This is a genomic window from Paraburkholderia steynii (genome assembly GCF_900100565.1).
Lineage (GTDB): Bacteria > Pseudomonadota > Gammaproteobacteria > Burkholderiales > Burkholderiaceae > Paraburkholderia > Paraburkholderia terrae.
In genome coordinates, this window is record NZ_FNDI01000001.1 from 519,367 (window position 1) to 534,141 (window position 14,775).

The 14,775-nt window shown below is 63.7% G+C and carries 13 protein-coding genes and 1 tRNA gene; 7 read left to right on the top strand and 7 right to left on the bottom strand.

Annotation, left to right across the window (positions count from 1 at the left end):
- Positions 1-296 precede the first annotated feature (296 nt).
- Positions 297-848, bottom strand: a complete 552-nt coding sequence (locus BLT65_RS02305) for an RBBP9/YdeN family alpha/beta hydrolase (RefSeq protein WP_091774430.1) — start codon at positions 846-848, stop codon at positions 297-299.
- A gap of 50 nt (positions 849-898) precedes the next feature.
- Positions 899-2,725, bottom strand: a complete 1,827-nt coding sequence (ggt, locus tag BLT65_RS02310; protein ID WP_091774432.1) for a gamma-glutamyltransferase — start codon at positions 2,723-2,725, stop codon at positions 899-901.
- Positions 2,726-3,234: 509 nt separating this feature from the next.
- On the opposite strand from ggt, the gene BLT65_RS02320 reads away from it, so the two are divergent.
- A complete protein-coding gene (locus BLT65_RS02320) occupies positions 3,235-4,956 on the top strand; it encodes a glutamine--tRNA ligase/YqeY domain fusion protein (protein ID WP_091774436.1) in 1,722 nt (573 codons plus the stop codon).
- A gap of 132 nt (positions 4,957-5,088) precedes the next feature.
- Positions 5,089-6,003 carry a transporter substrate-binding domain-containing protein gene (locus BLT65_RS02325; RefSeq protein ID WP_091774908.1) on the top strand — a complete coding sequence of 305 codons (915 nt, stop codon included), beginning with the start codon at positions 5,089-5,091 and terminating at the stop codon, positions 6,001-6,003.
- 21 nt (positions 6,004-6,024) lie between these two features.
- On the opposite strand, the gene BLT65_RS02330 is transcribed toward BLT65_RS02325, so the two are convergent.
- Both BLT65_RS02330 and BLT65_RS02335 read right to left on the bottom strand, forming a co-directional pair.
- On the bottom strand, positions 6,025-6,483 hold the full coding sequence (locus BLT65_RS02330) for an NUDIX hydrolase (protein ID WP_091774438.1): 459 nt from the start codon (positions 6,481-6,483) through the stop codon (positions 6,025-6,027).
- Positions 6,480-6,869: a hypothetical protein gene (locus tag BLT65_RS02335; RefSeq protein WP_091774440.1), complete on the bottom strand. Its 390-nt coding sequence runs from the start codon at positions 6,867-6,869 to the stop codon at positions 6,480-6,482. The genes BLT65_RS02330 and BLT65_RS02335 overlap by 4 nt, the downstream gene beginning before the upstream one ends.
- 271 nt (positions 6,870-7,140) lie before the next feature.
- Between BLT65_RS02335 and BLT65_RS02340 the strand changes: the two genes are divergently transcribed.
- On the top strand, positions 7,141-7,371 hold the full coding sequence (locus BLT65_RS02340; protein ID WP_091774442.1) for a hypothetical protein: 231 nt from the start codon (positions 7,141-7,143) through the stop codon (positions 7,369-7,371).
- Here BLT65_RS02340 and BLT65_RS02345 read toward each other — a convergent pair.
- Positions 7,350-8,756 (bottom strand): cytochrome-c peroxidase, encoded by a 1,407-nt coding sequence (locus BLT65_RS02345; RefSeq protein WP_091774444.1) that lies wholly within the window; start codon positions 8,754-8,756, stop codon positions 7,350-7,352. The two genes, BLT65_RS02340 and BLT65_RS02345, sit on opposite strands and share 22 nt — an antisense overlap.
- 216 nt (positions 8,757-8,972) lie before the next feature.
- Between BLT65_RS02345 and BLT65_RS02350 the strand changes: the two genes are divergently transcribed.
- Complete coding sequence (locus BLT65_RS02350) at positions 8,973-10,550, top strand: acid phosphatase (RefSeq protein WP_091774446.1); 1,578 nt, start codon at positions 8,973-8,975, stop codon at positions 10,548-10,550.
- 193 nt (positions 10,551-10,743) lie between these two features.
- Here BLT65_RS02350 and BLT65_RS02355 read toward each other — a convergent pair.
- Positions 10,744-10,818 (bottom strand) — tRNA-Arg (locus BLT65_RS02355).
- Between the two features lie 145 nt (positions 10,819-10,963).
- On the bottom strand, positions 10,964-11,794 hold the full coding sequence (locus BLT65_RS02360) for an undecaprenyl-diphosphate phosphatase (protein WP_042306993.1): 831 nt from the start codon (positions 11,792-11,794) through the stop codon (positions 10,964-10,966).
- A gap of 567 nt (positions 11,795-12,361) precedes the next feature.
- On the opposite strand from BLT65_RS02360, the gene BLT65_RS02365 reads away from it, so the two are divergent.
- From BLT65_RS02365 to BLT65_RS02375, 3 genes are all read left to right on the top strand, one after another.
- Entirely contained in the window at positions 12,362-13,279 is a 918-nt protein-coding gene (locus tag BLT65_RS02365) for an aldose epimerase family protein (protein ID WP_091774448.1), read from the top strand.
- 142 nt (positions 13,280-13,421) lie between these two features.
- On the top strand, positions 13,422-14,147 hold the full coding sequence (locus BLT65_RS02370; RefSeq protein ID WP_208545720.1) for a peptidoglycan DD-metalloendopeptidase family protein: 726 nt from the start codon (positions 13,422-13,424) through the stop codon (positions 14,145-14,147).
- Positions 14,148-14,291: 144 nt separating this feature from the next.
- A complete protein-coding gene (locus tag BLT65_RS02375; RefSeq protein ID WP_091774451.1) occupies positions 14,292-14,621 on the top strand; it encodes a hypothetical protein in 330 nt (109 codons plus the stop codon).
- Positions 14,622-14,775: the final 154 nt, after the last annotated feature.

A 14,775-nucleotide genomic window follows, 5' to 3' on the forward strand; every position in this document is an offset into this window, starting at 1 on the left:
GCGGCTTGCTGCGGTTGGGGTGCTGCGGTTGGGGTGCTGCGGTTGGGGTGCTGCGGTTGGGGTGCTGCGGTTGGGGTGCTGCGGTTGGGGTGCTGCGGTTGGCTCGCTTCGCTTAGCGTGCTTCGCCTGGCGGGCCGCAGTTGGCTTCCTGCCGTTGGCGCACTGCAGTTGCAGGCGTCCCGGCAAACAGTGGCTCCGGCAGACGTCGTCCAGTGCGCGGCGGCCGAACCAGGCGCGCGGCGCACTTGGTCCGGCACCCAACCCACGGTACCTGAATCGCGCCGCCCCGCCGCCACTCACGCCATCGAAGCCAGCCAGCGGTGCCCTTCGTCCCAATCTCCGAGGCCGCTGTCGGCGTTGATATGGCCACGCGGGCCGATATTCTCCCAGCGGCTGCCCCATGCCGTCGCGCAGGCCTGCGAGAACGGCACGCCGCCGTACGGATCGTCGGTGCTCGCGACGACGATCGACGGGAATGGCAACTTGCCCATCGGCACGGCGTCGAAGCCGGCCGCATCGGCGGGAAATCCGGGGCCGGCCGGATCGGGCACCGCGACGAGCAGCGCGCCCGCGACTTTCGCCAGCGCATCCTGTGAAGCATGCCGCGCCGCCCAGGACGCGACCGTCAGGCAGCCCAGGCTATGCGCGGCAAACACAACAGGCGCTTTCGCAGCGGCGACAGCAGCGTCGAGCGTGTCGCACCACTCATCGCAAACGGGATGATCCCAGTCCCGCATCGGCACGCGCGAGAAGTTCGAATAACGCGCTTCCCAGCGGGTCTGCCAATGCCCGACGCCCGAGTTCATGTAACCCGGCAATACGATCACGCTTTGCTGCTCAAACGCCATGCTGTTCCCCGTTTGTTTTCAGTGGTCGAAGTGCGGCATCGCCGCCAGCGCTATTGAATCACACGCCCCACGCCAACGCCGCGCGGATCGGCAGCCGGTTGCGGCGTCGTGCCGTCGATCCGGATCATTTGCACGTCGCCGTTGAACGTCTGGCCCTGCAGCGTGTAGCCGCGCGCCGTCAACTGCTCGGCCAGCTCGCCGTCGATGGGATGATACGGCTCGAAGTAGATCGTCTTCTGCGGCAGCAACTGATGGTGAAAGCGCATCGCGGCGAGCGCGTCGGCGGGCGGCATGTTGAAGTCGTACAGGTTCGTCATCACCTGGAAGATCGACGTGAAGATGCGCGAGCCGCCCGGCGTGCCGATCACGAGCGACACCTTGCCGTCCTTCGTCAGGATGGTCGGCGCCATCGACGACAAAGGCCGGCGCCCCGGCGCTATCGTGTTGACGTCGCCGCTCGTCACACCGGACTGGTTCGGCACGCCGGCTTTCATCTCGAAGTCGTCCATCGCGTCGTTCAGCACGAAGCCGCCGCCGTCGACGACCACACCCGAGCCGAACGGCCCGTTCAGCGTGTACGTGTTCGACACCGCGTTGCCCCACTTGTCGACCACCGAAAAGTGCGTCGTCTGAGCCTTTTCCGGCATCGAGTCGCCGAGGCCCGGCTTGACGGGTGAGGCGCCCGGCACTTCGTCGGGCGTGATGTCCTCGACGCGCTTCGCGAGGTAGGCGTCGTCGATCAGCTTGTCGACGGGCACGCGGTACGAGTCGGGATCGCCCATGTACTGCTGGCGGTCAGCGAACACGCGGTCCTCGATCTGCGCGACCAGATGGATGTACGGCTCGGAATTGAGCGCCACGCCGTCGAACTGCGGCTTAAGGTCCGCCTTCATCTTCAGCAACTGGATCAATCCGATGCCGCCCGAACTGGGCGGCGGCGCCGTGACGATCTGATAGCCGTTCCAGCTGGCCGTCACGGGCTGTCGCCACACGGCCTTGTACTGCAGCAGATCCGCTTTCGTGAGCAGGCCATGCCCGTACATCTGGCGCGCGATCAGATCGGCCGTCTGCCCTTCGTAGAACTCGCGGCCGCCGTCCGATGCGATCCGCGTCAAGGTCTGCGCAAGTTCGGGCTGGCGGAACGTGTTGCCCGCTTTCAGGTTCGCGAAGTACGCATCGAAATTGGTCTTGCCGCCGAAGCTCTGCGACGCGCCGTCGCGGCGCTTCTGCAGCCACGGCTCAACGGGAAAACCGTCCGTCGCGTACTTGATGGCGGGCGCGAGCACCTGCTTCCATTTGAGCTTGCCGAAGCGCTTCTGCGCTTCCCACATGCCGTCGACGGTGCCCGGCACGGCCACCGCGCGATGTCCGACGAGGCTCATGCCCTTGATCACGTTGCCCTTGTCGTCGAGATACATGTCGCGCGTCGCGCTCTGCGGCGCTTTCTCGCGGTAGTCAAGAAAGTACGGCTTGCCGTCCATGACCAGCGTCATGAACCCGCCGCCGCCGATGTTGCCCGCATCCGGGTACGTGACGGCGAGCGTGAAGGCGATCGCGACGGCTGCGTCGACGGCATTGCCGCCCGCCGCGAAAATCTGCTGCGCGGCGTCGGCCGCGTAGCGGTCGGGCGTCGCGACGGCCGACGCGTCGAGCACGGGCTTCGGCTGGGCCGTCTTCGCGTCGACGGCGGGCGACGCAACCAGGCTGGCGAGCAGTGCGCCCGTCAGCGCGAGCGTCGTGGCGAAGCGTGCAAACGTGCCACGAGCAACGACGCGGCCGGCGCTGGAACAGAAATCGGCGTGGGCGCCCGCATGGGATTCGGCATGCATGTCGGCGCCGGAAAGCGCGCGCGGCGCGCGCAACATCGGAAGGGACATCCGAGGAACTCCGGGATAGATGGACCTGCCCGCGCGTGTGCAGCGGCATGGGGCGGCCGGCTCGCGGCAAGGACAGGTCGCGTGAAGCGGCGGGACGGGCATCGGATGCCCGAGCCCACGACAGAATAACGGAAACGCAGCGCCTGCCGAAAAACGACGCGACGGGCGCAGCCGACAACGAAAGCACCGCTCAGAGGCGCGGGACAAGGCTCATGCTCGCCGCGAAGCGCAACGGCAAAGCCCACCATCACCCGCGATGGCGCGGGGCGGCGCAAGGCCGCCGTGGGGCATGGCGCGCGACGCATGCTAAGCGTCCGCACCATACCGAGCCAACGCAATTTACCTCCTGTTACAGCGCCGATTGCGCCCCGGAAACGCATCGATTTCCGCTGTTTTCGGCGGCGCGCCGCACCGCGCAAGCCTAAAGACTGTCGCCGAATGTGTCGTCAGGTAGAATTGACAGACTAACGGACGCATATAGTGTCCAGGACCGACTTTCTCCTTCTCGCATGAACAACGATCGCAAAGACGCCGAGCGCAACGAAGCGCCCGTTTCCAATTTCATCCGCAACATCATCGACGACGACAACCGCTCCGGAAAGTGGGGGCAGCGGGTGGAAACGCGCTTCCCGCCGGAACCGAACGGCTATCTGCATATCGGCCACGCGAAGAGCATCTGCCTGAACTTCGGCATCGCGCAAAGCTACGGTGGCGTCTGTCACCTGCGCTTCGACGACACGAACCCGGAAAAGGAAAGCTTCGAATACGTCGACTCGATCGTCGACGCGGTGAAGTGGCTCGGCTTCGAGTGGAACGCAGAAAGCAAAGAGCACCTCTACTTCGCGAGCGACTACTACGACAAGCTCTATGAGTTCGCCGAACTGCTGATCACGCGCGGCAAGGCGTATGTCGACAGTCAAACGGCGGAAGAAATGCGCGCGAACCGCGGCTCCGCGACGGAAGTCGGCACGCCGTCGCCGTTCCGCGAGCGCAGCGTCGAAGAGAACCTCGACCTGTTCCGCCGCATGAAGGCGGGCGAGTTCAAGGAAGGCGAGCACGTGCTGCGCGCGAAGATCGACATGTCGTCGCCGAACTTCAACATGCGCGACCCGGTGATCTACCGCATCCGCTTCGCCCACCATTACCGGACGGGCGACACGTGGTGCGTGTATCCGATGTACGACTACACGCACTGCATCTCGGACGCGCTCGAAAACATCACGCATTCGCTGTGTACGCTCGAGTTCGAAGACCACCGGCCGCTGTACGACTGGATTCTCGACGAACTCGCCGAGGCCGGCATCTTCACGCGCCCGCTGCCGCAGCAGATCGAGTTTTCGCGCCTGAACCTCACGTACGCGATCACCAGCAAGCGCAAGCTGCTGCAACTGGTGAACGAAAACCACGTGGACGGCTGGGACGATCCGCGCATGCCGACCATCGTCGGCGTGCGCCGCCGCGGCTTTACGCCGGACAGCATCAAGCTGTTCTGCGAGCGCATCGGCATCACGAAGGTCGATTCGTGGATCGACATGAGCGTGTTCGAAGGCGCGCTGCGCGACGATCTCGACGACAAGGCGCCGCGCGCGACCTGTGTGCTCGATCCGCTGAAGCTCGTCATCGACAACTATCCCGAAGATCAGACGGAAGCATGCAGCGCACCTGTCCACCCGCATCATCCCGATCGCGGCGTGCGCACGTTCCCGTTTTCGCGTGAATTGTGGATCGAGCGCGAAGACTTCATGGAGAGCGCGCCGAAGGGCTATTTCCGCCTGTTCCCGGGCAACAAGGTGCGTCTGAAGTACGGCTACGTCGTGGAATGCACGGGCTTCGACAAGGACGAGAACGGCAAGGTCACGGCTGTCCACTGCAACTACTTCGAAGACAGCCGCTCCGGCACGGAAGGCGCGAACAACTACAAGGTGAAAGGCACGATCCACTGGATCAGCGCGACCCAGGCGGTGCCCGTCGAAGTGCGCGTCTACGATCGCCTCTTCAAGGAAGCGCAGCCCGACGCGGGCGGCCGCGATTTCCTCGAGGCGCTCAATCCGGATTCGAAGCGCATCATGCACGCCTACGTCGAGCCTGGCCTGGGCGAAGTCGAGCCCGAAGCGCGCTATCAGTTCGAGCGTCACGGCTACTTCGTCGCTGACCGGTATGACACGAAACCGGGCAAACCCGTATTCAACCGGATCGTCAGTCTGCGCGACAGTTGGGGAAAGCCGGCGTAAGCTGATTGTCTGGTTGAGTCATCGCGGCATGCGGCGCATTCGGCGCGCATGCCGCCGTGTCCCGCGACGGACATCGCCAGGCGACAGCGCGACGATGCAGCCGGAGTGATTGCTGCCGGCTCAGGGGGAACGATGAAGGTTGCAATCAAATACAAGCTGGTGGCTATCGCGGCCGCGACGCTAGCGGCGCTTATGTCGCTGACTGCGCCCGCGCATGCCGAAGAGCTGACGGGTACGCTCAAGAAAGTTCACGACGACGGCTTGATTACGCTCGGCGTGCGCGAAGCGTCGATCCCCTTCTCCTATTCCACCGGCGACCAGACGGTCGGCTATTCGCAATCGATCGCGCTCGCCATCGTCGAAGAAATCAGGAAGACGCTCGCGATGCCGAACCTCAAGGTTCGCGAAGTCACGATCACGTCGGCGAACCGCTTCCTGATGCTGGTCAACAACCAGATCGATCTGGAATGCGGGTCGACCACGCATACGCGCGAGCGCGAAAATGTCGCCGCGTTTTCGAACAGTTTCTTCCAGTACGCGGTGCGGATGATCGCGCGCAAGAACGCCGGCATCAACGACTTCGCGGACCTCGCCGGCAAGCCCGTCGTCACGACGGCGGGCACGTCGGACGAACGGCTCGTGCGGCAGTTGAACAGCGAGAAGCAGTTGAATATGCGTATTGCGAGCGCGAAGGACCACTCCGATGCGTTTGCAGCCGTGAAGGCGGACCGCGCGGTCGCGTTCGTGATGGACGAACCGATTCTGTACGGTTTTCGCGCCACCGACCCGCGCCCCGACGACTTCATTGTGACGGGCACGCCGCTCGGCTACGAGACCTATGCGTGCATGTTCCGCAAGGGCGACGCGCCGTTCCGCGAACTGGTGAACCGTGTGATCACGAAGATGCAGACATCGGGCGAGGCCGAGCGCCTGTACAACGTCTGGTTTACGCAGCCGATTCCCCCGCATGGGATCAATCTGAACTACCCGCTGTCGGCGGAAATGCGCACGATGTTCGCGCATCCGAACGACAAGGCGCTCGATTGAAGGTCGTTTGAAAAGCCCGCGCTACGCCGTGTCCAGCGCGCGGTGCAGGTCGGTCAGCGATAGCGTGGTCTGAAAGAGCCGCGTGAGGCTGCGGCTCGCGTAATGCTCGACGTCATCGGGCGCGGCCCAGCGGAATGCGTCCATCTCGGGAATCATCGTGCCGTCGGAGCGGCGCGGAAACATCGACGTACATGTGCAGCGCGTGAGATCGAGCTCGTCGGCCCGGGCGCGCGCGGCGAACAGATGCAGATCCTTGTCCCGCCGATACACGAACAGACCCAGGTCTTTTAGCCGCGCCGCGTCCACGGCGATACCCGTTTCCTCTTCCATCTCGCGCAGCGCCGTCACATGCGGCGCTTCGCCTTCCTCGCCCTGCCCTTTGGGAATATCCCAGTGGCTGGTTTCCGTCGCGTGCGCGAGCAACACCCGCCCATCCGGGTCGAGCAACACGACGCCGCAAGAGATCGTGCGCGCGCTCAATTCTTCTTCTGCATCACCCAGTTGCCCGTGCCCTGACGGCAGAACTGCGGGTTCAGATTCATCGACTGGCCTTTGGCGCTCAACACGACATGCATCTGACGGCATGTCCGGTCGCCCGCTTTCGACGTGGCATCGGGCGTCAGTTGCGCCTCGATCCTCGTGCTATTGCGCAGCCCCTCGTTGTTCCAGGTGGAGGACTCGCCGTCCTGCTTCTTGTCGAGCGCCTCGAACGCGGCCTTTCTGAGCGAATCGTTGTCGGCCTGCTTCATGTACGCGATCGGCGTGTCGTTCAGGAAGTTGAGATTGGCAGCATGCGCGCCGATTGCGCCAGCGAGCAACAGCCCGCCCACTGAGAGTTGAAACGCGGCTCGGGTTCGCATCGACATGAAATTCTCCGCAGAAGTCGGGTTCGGGCAAACGTGGCGCGGCCATCTAGCGGCCCGCGATCTGGACCTCAAAAGCATAGCACGCCACCTACATGCACAGCTCGCGAGACCACCATCTTTGAGATAACGCCGCCGTGTTTGAGGCCCACCGGAAGCCAGCCTAGGAGAATTTTAGGATACGTCCCATAGTCCCTCAGGCACGCGATCCATAACATGAGTCGAGTCAAATTCACCCGCACTTCAAACGCTTTGCGCGTTGCGACTCTTGCTCATGGACCTCTCGTTCGCTCTCCAGTTTTTCGCCGCGATGCTGACGCTGATCTGCGTCGTTCTTGGCACAATCGTCATGCGCGTCGATCCCGCGCCAATGCCGACCATCGTGCGTATCCACGGGCTGCGCCGCAGCCGGTGGCCGTGCGCGGTGACGCGAGCGGGCCTCGTGTGCGTGCTCGCGTCCTTCCTGCTGTTGATCGCTTGCTGTTATTTGCTGCTGACGATGTGAGCGTCAGCATGTTGCTGAGGCGCTTCCGGCTGGTATCCGTCCGTCAGCGTCTTAAGGAACGCGACCACATCCTTGATCTCTGATTCATCCAGCGCAGGCTTGTCGCCCGGCTTGCGATCGAACGGCGGGTCGGTATTCAGATTCGCCCAATACTTCTTCGGCAAATCGTCGAATTTCTGCACTTTCCCCTTGACGACCGGATAAAACTTTTCCGGATTCGTATCGCGCTCCGCATAGAAGCGGACGACCTCTTCGAGCGAGTGATAAATCCCGTTGTGGAAGAACGTCTTACGCAGCGCGACGTTGCGCAGCGTCGGCGTACGGAAAATTCCGCAATACTCGTCTTGGCCCTTCAGATCCGTCCGTTCCGGGCCGCACGCGCCCAGATCGTAGAAATGCGGATCGTGGTTCACGGCCAGCGTGCGATTGCGCGGCACGCCAAGCGCGATCAGACCGAAGTCCGAGAACGCGGGCGCCGAGCCGTCGAGCGCGCGCTGGCTGATGTGGCAGCTCGCGCAGTTGCCCTTGGTCTCGTCGTTGAAGAGCTGCAGGCCGTGCAGTTCGGCCTTCGTCAGTTGCGCCTTGCCCGCGAGAAACGCGTCGTACTTGCTCGTGTACGGGTAGAACAGTTCCGGCGCCTCCTCGAACACTTCTAGCGCCTGGAGCACGGCCTTGAACGTCGCGTCGTCGCTATCGAACACGCGCTCGCCGAACGCGTCGCGGAACTGGTTCGCGTACGGCGCGGCCTTCACGGCCGCCGCCACTTTTTGCGGCGTGCTGCCCATCTCGAACGACGACGTCAGCGGCATGCGCGCCTGATCGTGCGCGCTGTTCACGCGGCCGTCCCACATCAGGCCGCCCGTCGGACCTGCATCGACGCTCTCGTCGCCCTCGTCGTCCGAATCGTGATAGTGCTCGGTGAAGGACGGCACCTTCTGCAGATACTTGATGTCGGGCGCGGCGCGCATGCCTTGCTGGCGCATGTCCTGACCGCCCAGTTGCACGGAGAGCGCGTTCGGCGGTCCGAAGGCGTGCTGCGGGCTGTGGCACGACGCACAGGCGAGCTTGCCCGAGCCCGACAGCGACGGATCGAAGAAAAGCTGCTTGCCGACGGCCGTCATCTTCTTGACGGACTCGTACACCTGGGCACGCGTCTGACCGCCAGCGGGGATCGCCGCTGCGCCATCGGCGGACACCTTTTGCATCTGCGCGCCGCTCATTGCCGGATGCACCGATTGCGCCGCCGTTGCCGCATGAGCGCCGCCGCCTTGCGCGCTACCGGCATCGCAAGCCGACAGCATCACCGAAACCGAAACACCCAGCGCGCCGAGCCATCTCGCGCGCCACGCCTGTCTTGACTGAAGCCCCGCCACCTCGCGCCACATATCGTTCTTACCTGCTCGTGTTGATTGACTGCGCGAGGTTATTTCACCGACATGTCGCCTAAATGACATATACCCGACGACATATCAAAAACCACAAGCCAATCAGAAACTCTATGTAAGAAATTAATCGTTCTGTCAAAAAGCCTTGCGACACTCTCGCCGCCGGTCATCCCAATGCGGATCCACCACCGGTCCCCAACGCGAGAGAGATAAATCATGAACAAGAAACTGATCTGCGCGACGCCTATTGCGATCGCCGCAGCGATCGGGCTGTACGCATGTGGTGGCAATTCGAATTCGAAGCCGACGTTGTCTTCCGTGAAGAACGTCGTGGTCATCTACGCGGAAAACCGCAGCTTCGACAACCTCTACGGCAACTTCCCGGGCGCCAACGGCCTGCAGAACGTGACGGCGACGAGCGCGCGCCAGCTCGACCGCGACGGCTCCGTGCTTGCGACGCTGCCGCCCGTCTGGAAGGGCCTCACGGCTGCGGGCGTGACGCCTGTCATCACGCAGGCGATGACGGTCAATCTGCCGAACTCGCCGTTCGCCATCGACGATCCGGCCGGCTTCAACGCGCCGCTCAGCGCGACGACGCGCGACCTGTATCACCGCTTCTACGAGAACCAGATGCAGATCCACGGCGGCAAGAACGACATGTTCGCCGCGTGGGCCGATTCGGGCGGTCTCGTGATGGGCCACTACACGCCGAACGCCGACAAGTTGCCGCTCTATAAGCTCGCACAGCAATTCACGCTGGCCGACAATTTCTTCATGGGCGCGTTCGGCGGCTCGTTCCTGAACCATCAGTGGCTGGTCTGCGCGTGTACGCCGTTCTATGCGAACGCCGACACGAGCGTCGCGAAGACGTCGATCTCCGCGGTCGAGCCGGACGGTGTGTCGCTGACGCTCAAGTCGACTTCGGCGGCATCGGCGCTGACCGACGTGCCGACCTTCGTCAACTCGGGCAACCTCACGCCCGACTTCTACGCCATCAACACGATGCAGCCGCCGTATCAGCCGAGCGGCAACAAGCCGGCTACGGGCGGCGACGCAAATCTCGCCGATCCGACGGTCGCAACGACGCTGCCGGCGCAGACGAACCAGCACATCGGCGACCTGCTCAACAACGCGGGCGTGACGTGGGCATGGTACGGCGGCGCTTGGGGCAATGCGATCTCGGCGGTGCAGAACAACACGGCGAACGTGATCTACGGCGCGAACCTTAGCTCGCCGAACTTCCAGCCGCACCACCAGCCGTTCAACTACTTCGCCGACCTCGCGCCGGGCACCGACAACCGCGCCAAGCACCTGCTCGACGGCGGCCTGAACGGCTCGGAGTTCATCAAGGCGATCGACGCCGGCGCGCTGCCGCAAGTCGCGTTCTACAAGCCGCAGGGCAACCTGAACGAGCACGCGGGTTATACGGATGTGGCGCAGGGCGATCAGCACATTGCGGATGTGATCTCGCATCTGCAGAAGAGCCCGCAGTGGAACAACATGGTCGTCGTCATCACGTACGACGAGAACGGCGGCTTCTGGGATCACGTCGCCCCGCCGAAGGGCGACCGCTGGGGCCCGGGTACGCGGATTCCCGCGATCATCGTGTCGCCGTACGCGAAGAAGGGTTTCGTCGATCATACGCAGTACGACACGACGTCGATCCTGCGATTCATCACGCACCGCTTCAATCTGCCGAACCTGCCGGGCCTGACGGCGCGTGACAGCGCGCTCGTCGCGAACGGTGGCCAGGCGATGGGCGATCTGACGAACGCGCTCGACATCAACAAGTAAGCACGCAGCAACGCAGGCAGGCGGGCCCGTCGCCCGTCATCGACAAAGTACGGGCAAGCAACAGTCGCGCATTTCTCCACGTTCGATGCGCAACGCTTCAGGGCAGCTTCGGCTGCCCTTTTTTATGGGCGTGCGATGCGGTGAGGATGGGAGAAAGATGGAGGCCGTGCGCAGAGCGCGCAGGCTGACTGGATGGCCCCCCCACGAGGAATCGAACCTCGATTTCAGGTTTAGAAGACCCGTGTTCTATCCGTTGAACTATGGGGAGGCGAAACCGGAATTTTAACCTGGCTGGACCTGACCGAGACTGGTGTCAGGCGCCGGTGTAAGCACGCCACACATGCCGTGGCGCTCAAACAGAAAGGCCCGGCAGCAACGCCGGGCCCGCGATTATAACCGATCGAACCGCGCGATCAGGCCGGCTGCGGATGCGTCATGAACCAGCCGAGAAACACCACGCCCGCGATCACGCAGTACACGCCGAACGACGCAAGGCGGCCGCGTCCTTCGAAATAGCGCATCAGGAAACGCACGCTCAGGTACGCGGCGATCGCGGTCAGCACGCCGCCCAGCAGCGCGTCGGCGAGTTGGCCCGGCGCGTGGAAGAGCTTCGGCAGTTCGAGGATGCCCGCCGCAAAGATGATCGGCGTGCCGAGCAGGAACGAGAATTCGGCGGCCTTCTCGGAGGTCAGGCCCGCGCCGTTGCCCGCGATCATCGTCAGGCCGCTGCGCGAGAAACCGGGAATCAGCGCGCCGATCTGCGCGAGGCCGACCAGAAACGCCTGCTTGAACGTCAGCTTCTCCGGCGCGCGATGCACGCGCGCGCGCTGCAGCCGGTCGCCGAGCCACAGCAGGATGCCGTTGACGATCAGCGCAATTGCGACGATGCGCAGATCGTGGAACACGCGTTCGAGACGCTTTTCGAGCACGAGACCCACCAGACCGGCCGGAATCGTCCCGATGATGAGCGCCCACATCATATGGCCATCGTCATTGCGGCGGCCCGACAGCGACGCGAAAAAGCCGCCTATGAGCGCAATCCAGCGCGTACGGAAGTACCACAGCAGCGCGAACGCGGTGCCCAGATGCAGCGCGACGAGGAACGGCAGCAGTTGCGGTGCATGCTTGTCGATATGCATGCCGAAGAGAGCGGGAACGAGCAGCGTGTGACCAAGACTGCTCACCGGAAACAGTTCCGTGACGCCCTGCAGCACGCTCAAAAAGATCAAAAACGACAGGCTCACGCGTCGGTCCTTTTGAAAAGTGGGGAGGATGGACAGCTTGCCGGAGCATGACGTCCGGCATCTGAAGGCGGGTCGATTATGCCTGGGCGACCGGGGTGCGCCAAGGACAAAAATTCGCTTTTAACAGAATCTTGCCGCGTTGCAACAAGATCGAAAGGCTGATTACGGCGATGAAAGCAAAAAGGCCCGCCTGGAAGGCGGGCCTGCGTGCGGAGGCTGCGTGGACCGTCGGTACGTGCCGACGGCTCAACGTGGATTCTCGTCGCCCCGTGTCAGCGTGTAAATTTATAAAAGAAATAAATCGTACTGCCCGTAAACATGCCGAACAGTGCCACGCTCATTGCCATTGCGAGATCCATCGCCCCTCCTGAAAACCGAGTGATCGGATCCGGCCGGAGCCGGTCTTCGTACACATTATTGATTGCGCCGACTGTGCGCCAACACCCGCAATTTCCCGAGAAGGGTTTCCCCGTAGCACAAAGGGGCGCAAAATCGGCGTCGCTGCGCTTTGCGCGCCACAATCGTGCATGCCCGATCCCTTCCTAACCGCTTTCTATCGTCATTGCCATGCCTCAATTCCAGCAACAGGACATCATCGAGATCGCACGCGACGGCTCCTTGCTGCGCGTCGCGCCGCAGGCGGGCGGCCGCCTGCTGTCGTGGGACATCGACGGTCAGTCGGTGATCTTCTGGCCCGAGCACGCGGACTGGAGCCAGCCCGCGCGCGTGCGCGGCGGCAATCCCCTGCTGTTTCCGTTTCTCGGCCGCCATTTCGTCGACGGCCAGATCGGCCGCTGGAAGGACGCGCAAGGCACCGTGCGCGATCTGCCCATGCACGGCTTCGCGCGCGACCTGCCGTTCGAGGCCACGGTCGACGAAGCCGCACGCTCGATCAGCATGACGCTGGCTGACAGCGACGCGACGCGCACCGGCTATCCGTTCAGCTTCCGTTTCGAGGCGAAGTACACGCTCGTCGACGCGCACACGCTCGACGTCGACTTCATCACGACCAACACGGGCACGGCGGGCAGCGAGCCGCTGCCGTACTACGCGGGCCATCATTTCTACTTCACGCTGCCGCACCCGCAACGCGGCGAAACGGTGCTCGAACTGCCGCGCACGGTGCGCCGCCATCAATTGCCGGACGGCGCGATCAGCGAGGGCGAAGCAGGCAAGCCGGACTATCGTCTGGACGATCCGGGCATCCTGGATCGCTTCCATTGCCTCGACGGCGCGCCGGATCACCTCGTGCGGATGGTCGCGCTCGGCCTGAACCGCAGCATCACGATCGATCTGCAGCGGCCCAACTCGGTGCCGTGGTACGCCGTCACGACGTGGACGGAAAAGCCCGAATCGGACTTCTTCTGCGTCGAGCCGTGGCTGGGTCTGCCCGATGCGATCCACAACGGCCTGGGCCTGCGCTGGCTCGAAGCGGGCGACACCGAAACAGCGTCGCTGCGCATTATCGTCGGCACGCTGCCCTGAGCGCCGCGTATCGCGCGCGGCACGATCGTCGCGCGGCGCCTCAACCCGAAAACGGGTGCTGCATTGCAAAACCGTTAGAATCTGGCGTTTTGCATCTGCCACGTGATCGGGATCGGCGCGCGGCAGCGTCTTGCGAGGTCCAATGTTGACTACAAAAATCAGACGGCTCGTCTGCGCGGCCATGGTCGCAGCACTGGCCGCATGCGGCTCGGCACCCGTGGGTCCGGGCTACTATCGCGTCGAACGGGGCGACACGCTGTACAAGATCGCGCGCAGCAATCGCACGTCGGTCGATAGCCTGACGCGCTGGAACAAATTGTCGAACCCCGATTCGCTCGAGGTCGGCCAGGTGCTGCGCGTCGCGCCGCCACCCGGCACGGCGACGGCCAGCACGGGCTCGGCGCGCGGCAGCACCTCGGGCAGCGCTTCGGCGGGCGCTTCGGCGAGCGCTTCGTCTGCGTCGCGCAGTGCCGCCGCGGATACGCCTGCGGCGCCCGCGTCGTCGATCTCGCTGATCTGGCCGGCGACGGGCAACGTGGTGCGCGGCTTCGACGGCAACAACTCGAAGGGCATCGATATCGCCAACGCTGCGGGCACGCCCGTGTTCGCAGCGGCGGGCGGCACGGTCGTCTATGCGAGCAACGGCCTGCGCGGCTACGGCAACCTGCTGATCATCAAGCACAACGCCGACTATCTGACCGCGTACGCGCACAATCGCTCGCTGCTCGTGAAGGAAGGCGAGACAGTGCAGCAAGGCCAGAAGATCGCCGAGATGGGCGACTCCGACAACGACCGCGTGATGCTGCACTTCGAGCTGCGTTACGCCGGCCGTTCGATAGATCCGGCGCGCTCGCTCCCGCCGCGCTAAGGCGCTGTCCCGCCGCATCGCGACAGGAACTTGCGGGAACCGATGGGCCGTGTGTGGCTCCATCACAGAGGCAGGCGGGCACGCTCCGTGCCACGTCTGTCGACACCGCGTTCATCCGCGCAACGACACACAGAGGACACTCCGATGAAAAACGCCCTTGCGGCAGTCCGTGCGATGGCGACGAGCCTCGCGATCGCCTCTCTGACGAGCCTTGCAGGCTGCGCCAGTTCCGGTTCGACGACGCTCACCTATCTGCCCAACGGCGAAACGGGCTTCGCGATCAACTGCAGCGGCAGCGATGCGAGCCAGAACTGGGGCGAATGCTACAAGCGCGCGGGCGAGGCATGTGGCGCCTATGGCTACGACGTAGTTTCGAAAGATGTCGATACGGGCGGCACGGCAGGCGGCACGCTTGGCGGCGTGCTCGGCGCCAACGTGAAAAACCGCTCGATGGTGATCCGCTGCAAGCAGTAGCCGGCACTCGCGCGTCGTTTGATTTTTATTGCGTGAGGACAAAAAAATGCCCGGCACGAGGCCGGGCAAACGGGGGTTCGGCGCATATCGGCAAAGGACCGGTTCACCATGCGCCGAGACGAAATCTAGCAACGCCCCTATACCCACGCAATCG

Bases quoted from the DNA above. Each gene is read 5' to 3' on its own strand.
- BLT65_RS02350 (WP_091774446.1), top strand. From the start codon at position 8,973: ATGAACAAGAAACTGATCTGCGCGACGCCTATTGCGATCGCCGCAGCG.
- BLT65_RS02340 (WP_091774442.1), top strand. From the start codon at position 7,141: ATGGACCTCTCGTTCGCTCTCCAGTTTTTCGCCGCGATGCTGACGCTG.
- BLT65_RS02325 (WP_091774908.1), top strand. From the start codon at position 5,089: ATGAAGGTTGCAATCAAATACAAGCTGGTGGCTATCGCGGCCGCGACG.
- BLT65_RS02365 (WP_091774448.1), top strand. From the start codon at position 12,362: ATGCCTCAATTCCAGCAACAGGACATCATCGAGATCGCACGCGACGGC.
- BLT65_RS02320 (WP_091774436.1), top strand. From the start codon at position 3,235: ATGAACAACGATCGCAAAGACGCCGAGCGCAACGAAGCGCCCGTTTCC.
- BLT65_RS02305 (WP_091774430.1), bottom strand. From the start codon at position 848: ATGGCGTTTGAGCAGCAAAGCGTGATCGTATTGCCGGGTTACATGAAC.
- BLT65_RS02370 (WP_208545720.1), top strand. From the start codon at position 13,422: ATGTTGACTACAAAAATCAGACGGCTCGTCTGCGCGGCCATGGTCGCA.
- BLT65_RS02335 (WP_091774440.1), bottom strand. From the start codon at position 6,869: ATGTCGATGCGAACCCGAGCCGCGTTTCAACTCTCAGTGGGCGGGCTG.
- BLT65_RS02345 (WP_091774444.1), bottom strand. From the start codon at position 8,756: ATGTGGCGCGAGGTGGCGGGGCTTCAGTCAAGACAGGCGTGGCGCGCG.
- ggt (WP_091774432.1), bottom strand. From the start codon at position 2,725: ATGTCCCTTCCGATGTTGCGCGCGCCGCGCGCGCTTTCCGGCGCCGAC.
- BLT65_RS02375 (WP_091774451.1), top strand. From the start codon at position 14,292: ATGAAAAACGCCCTTGCGGCAGTCCGTGCGATGGCGACGAGCCTCGCG.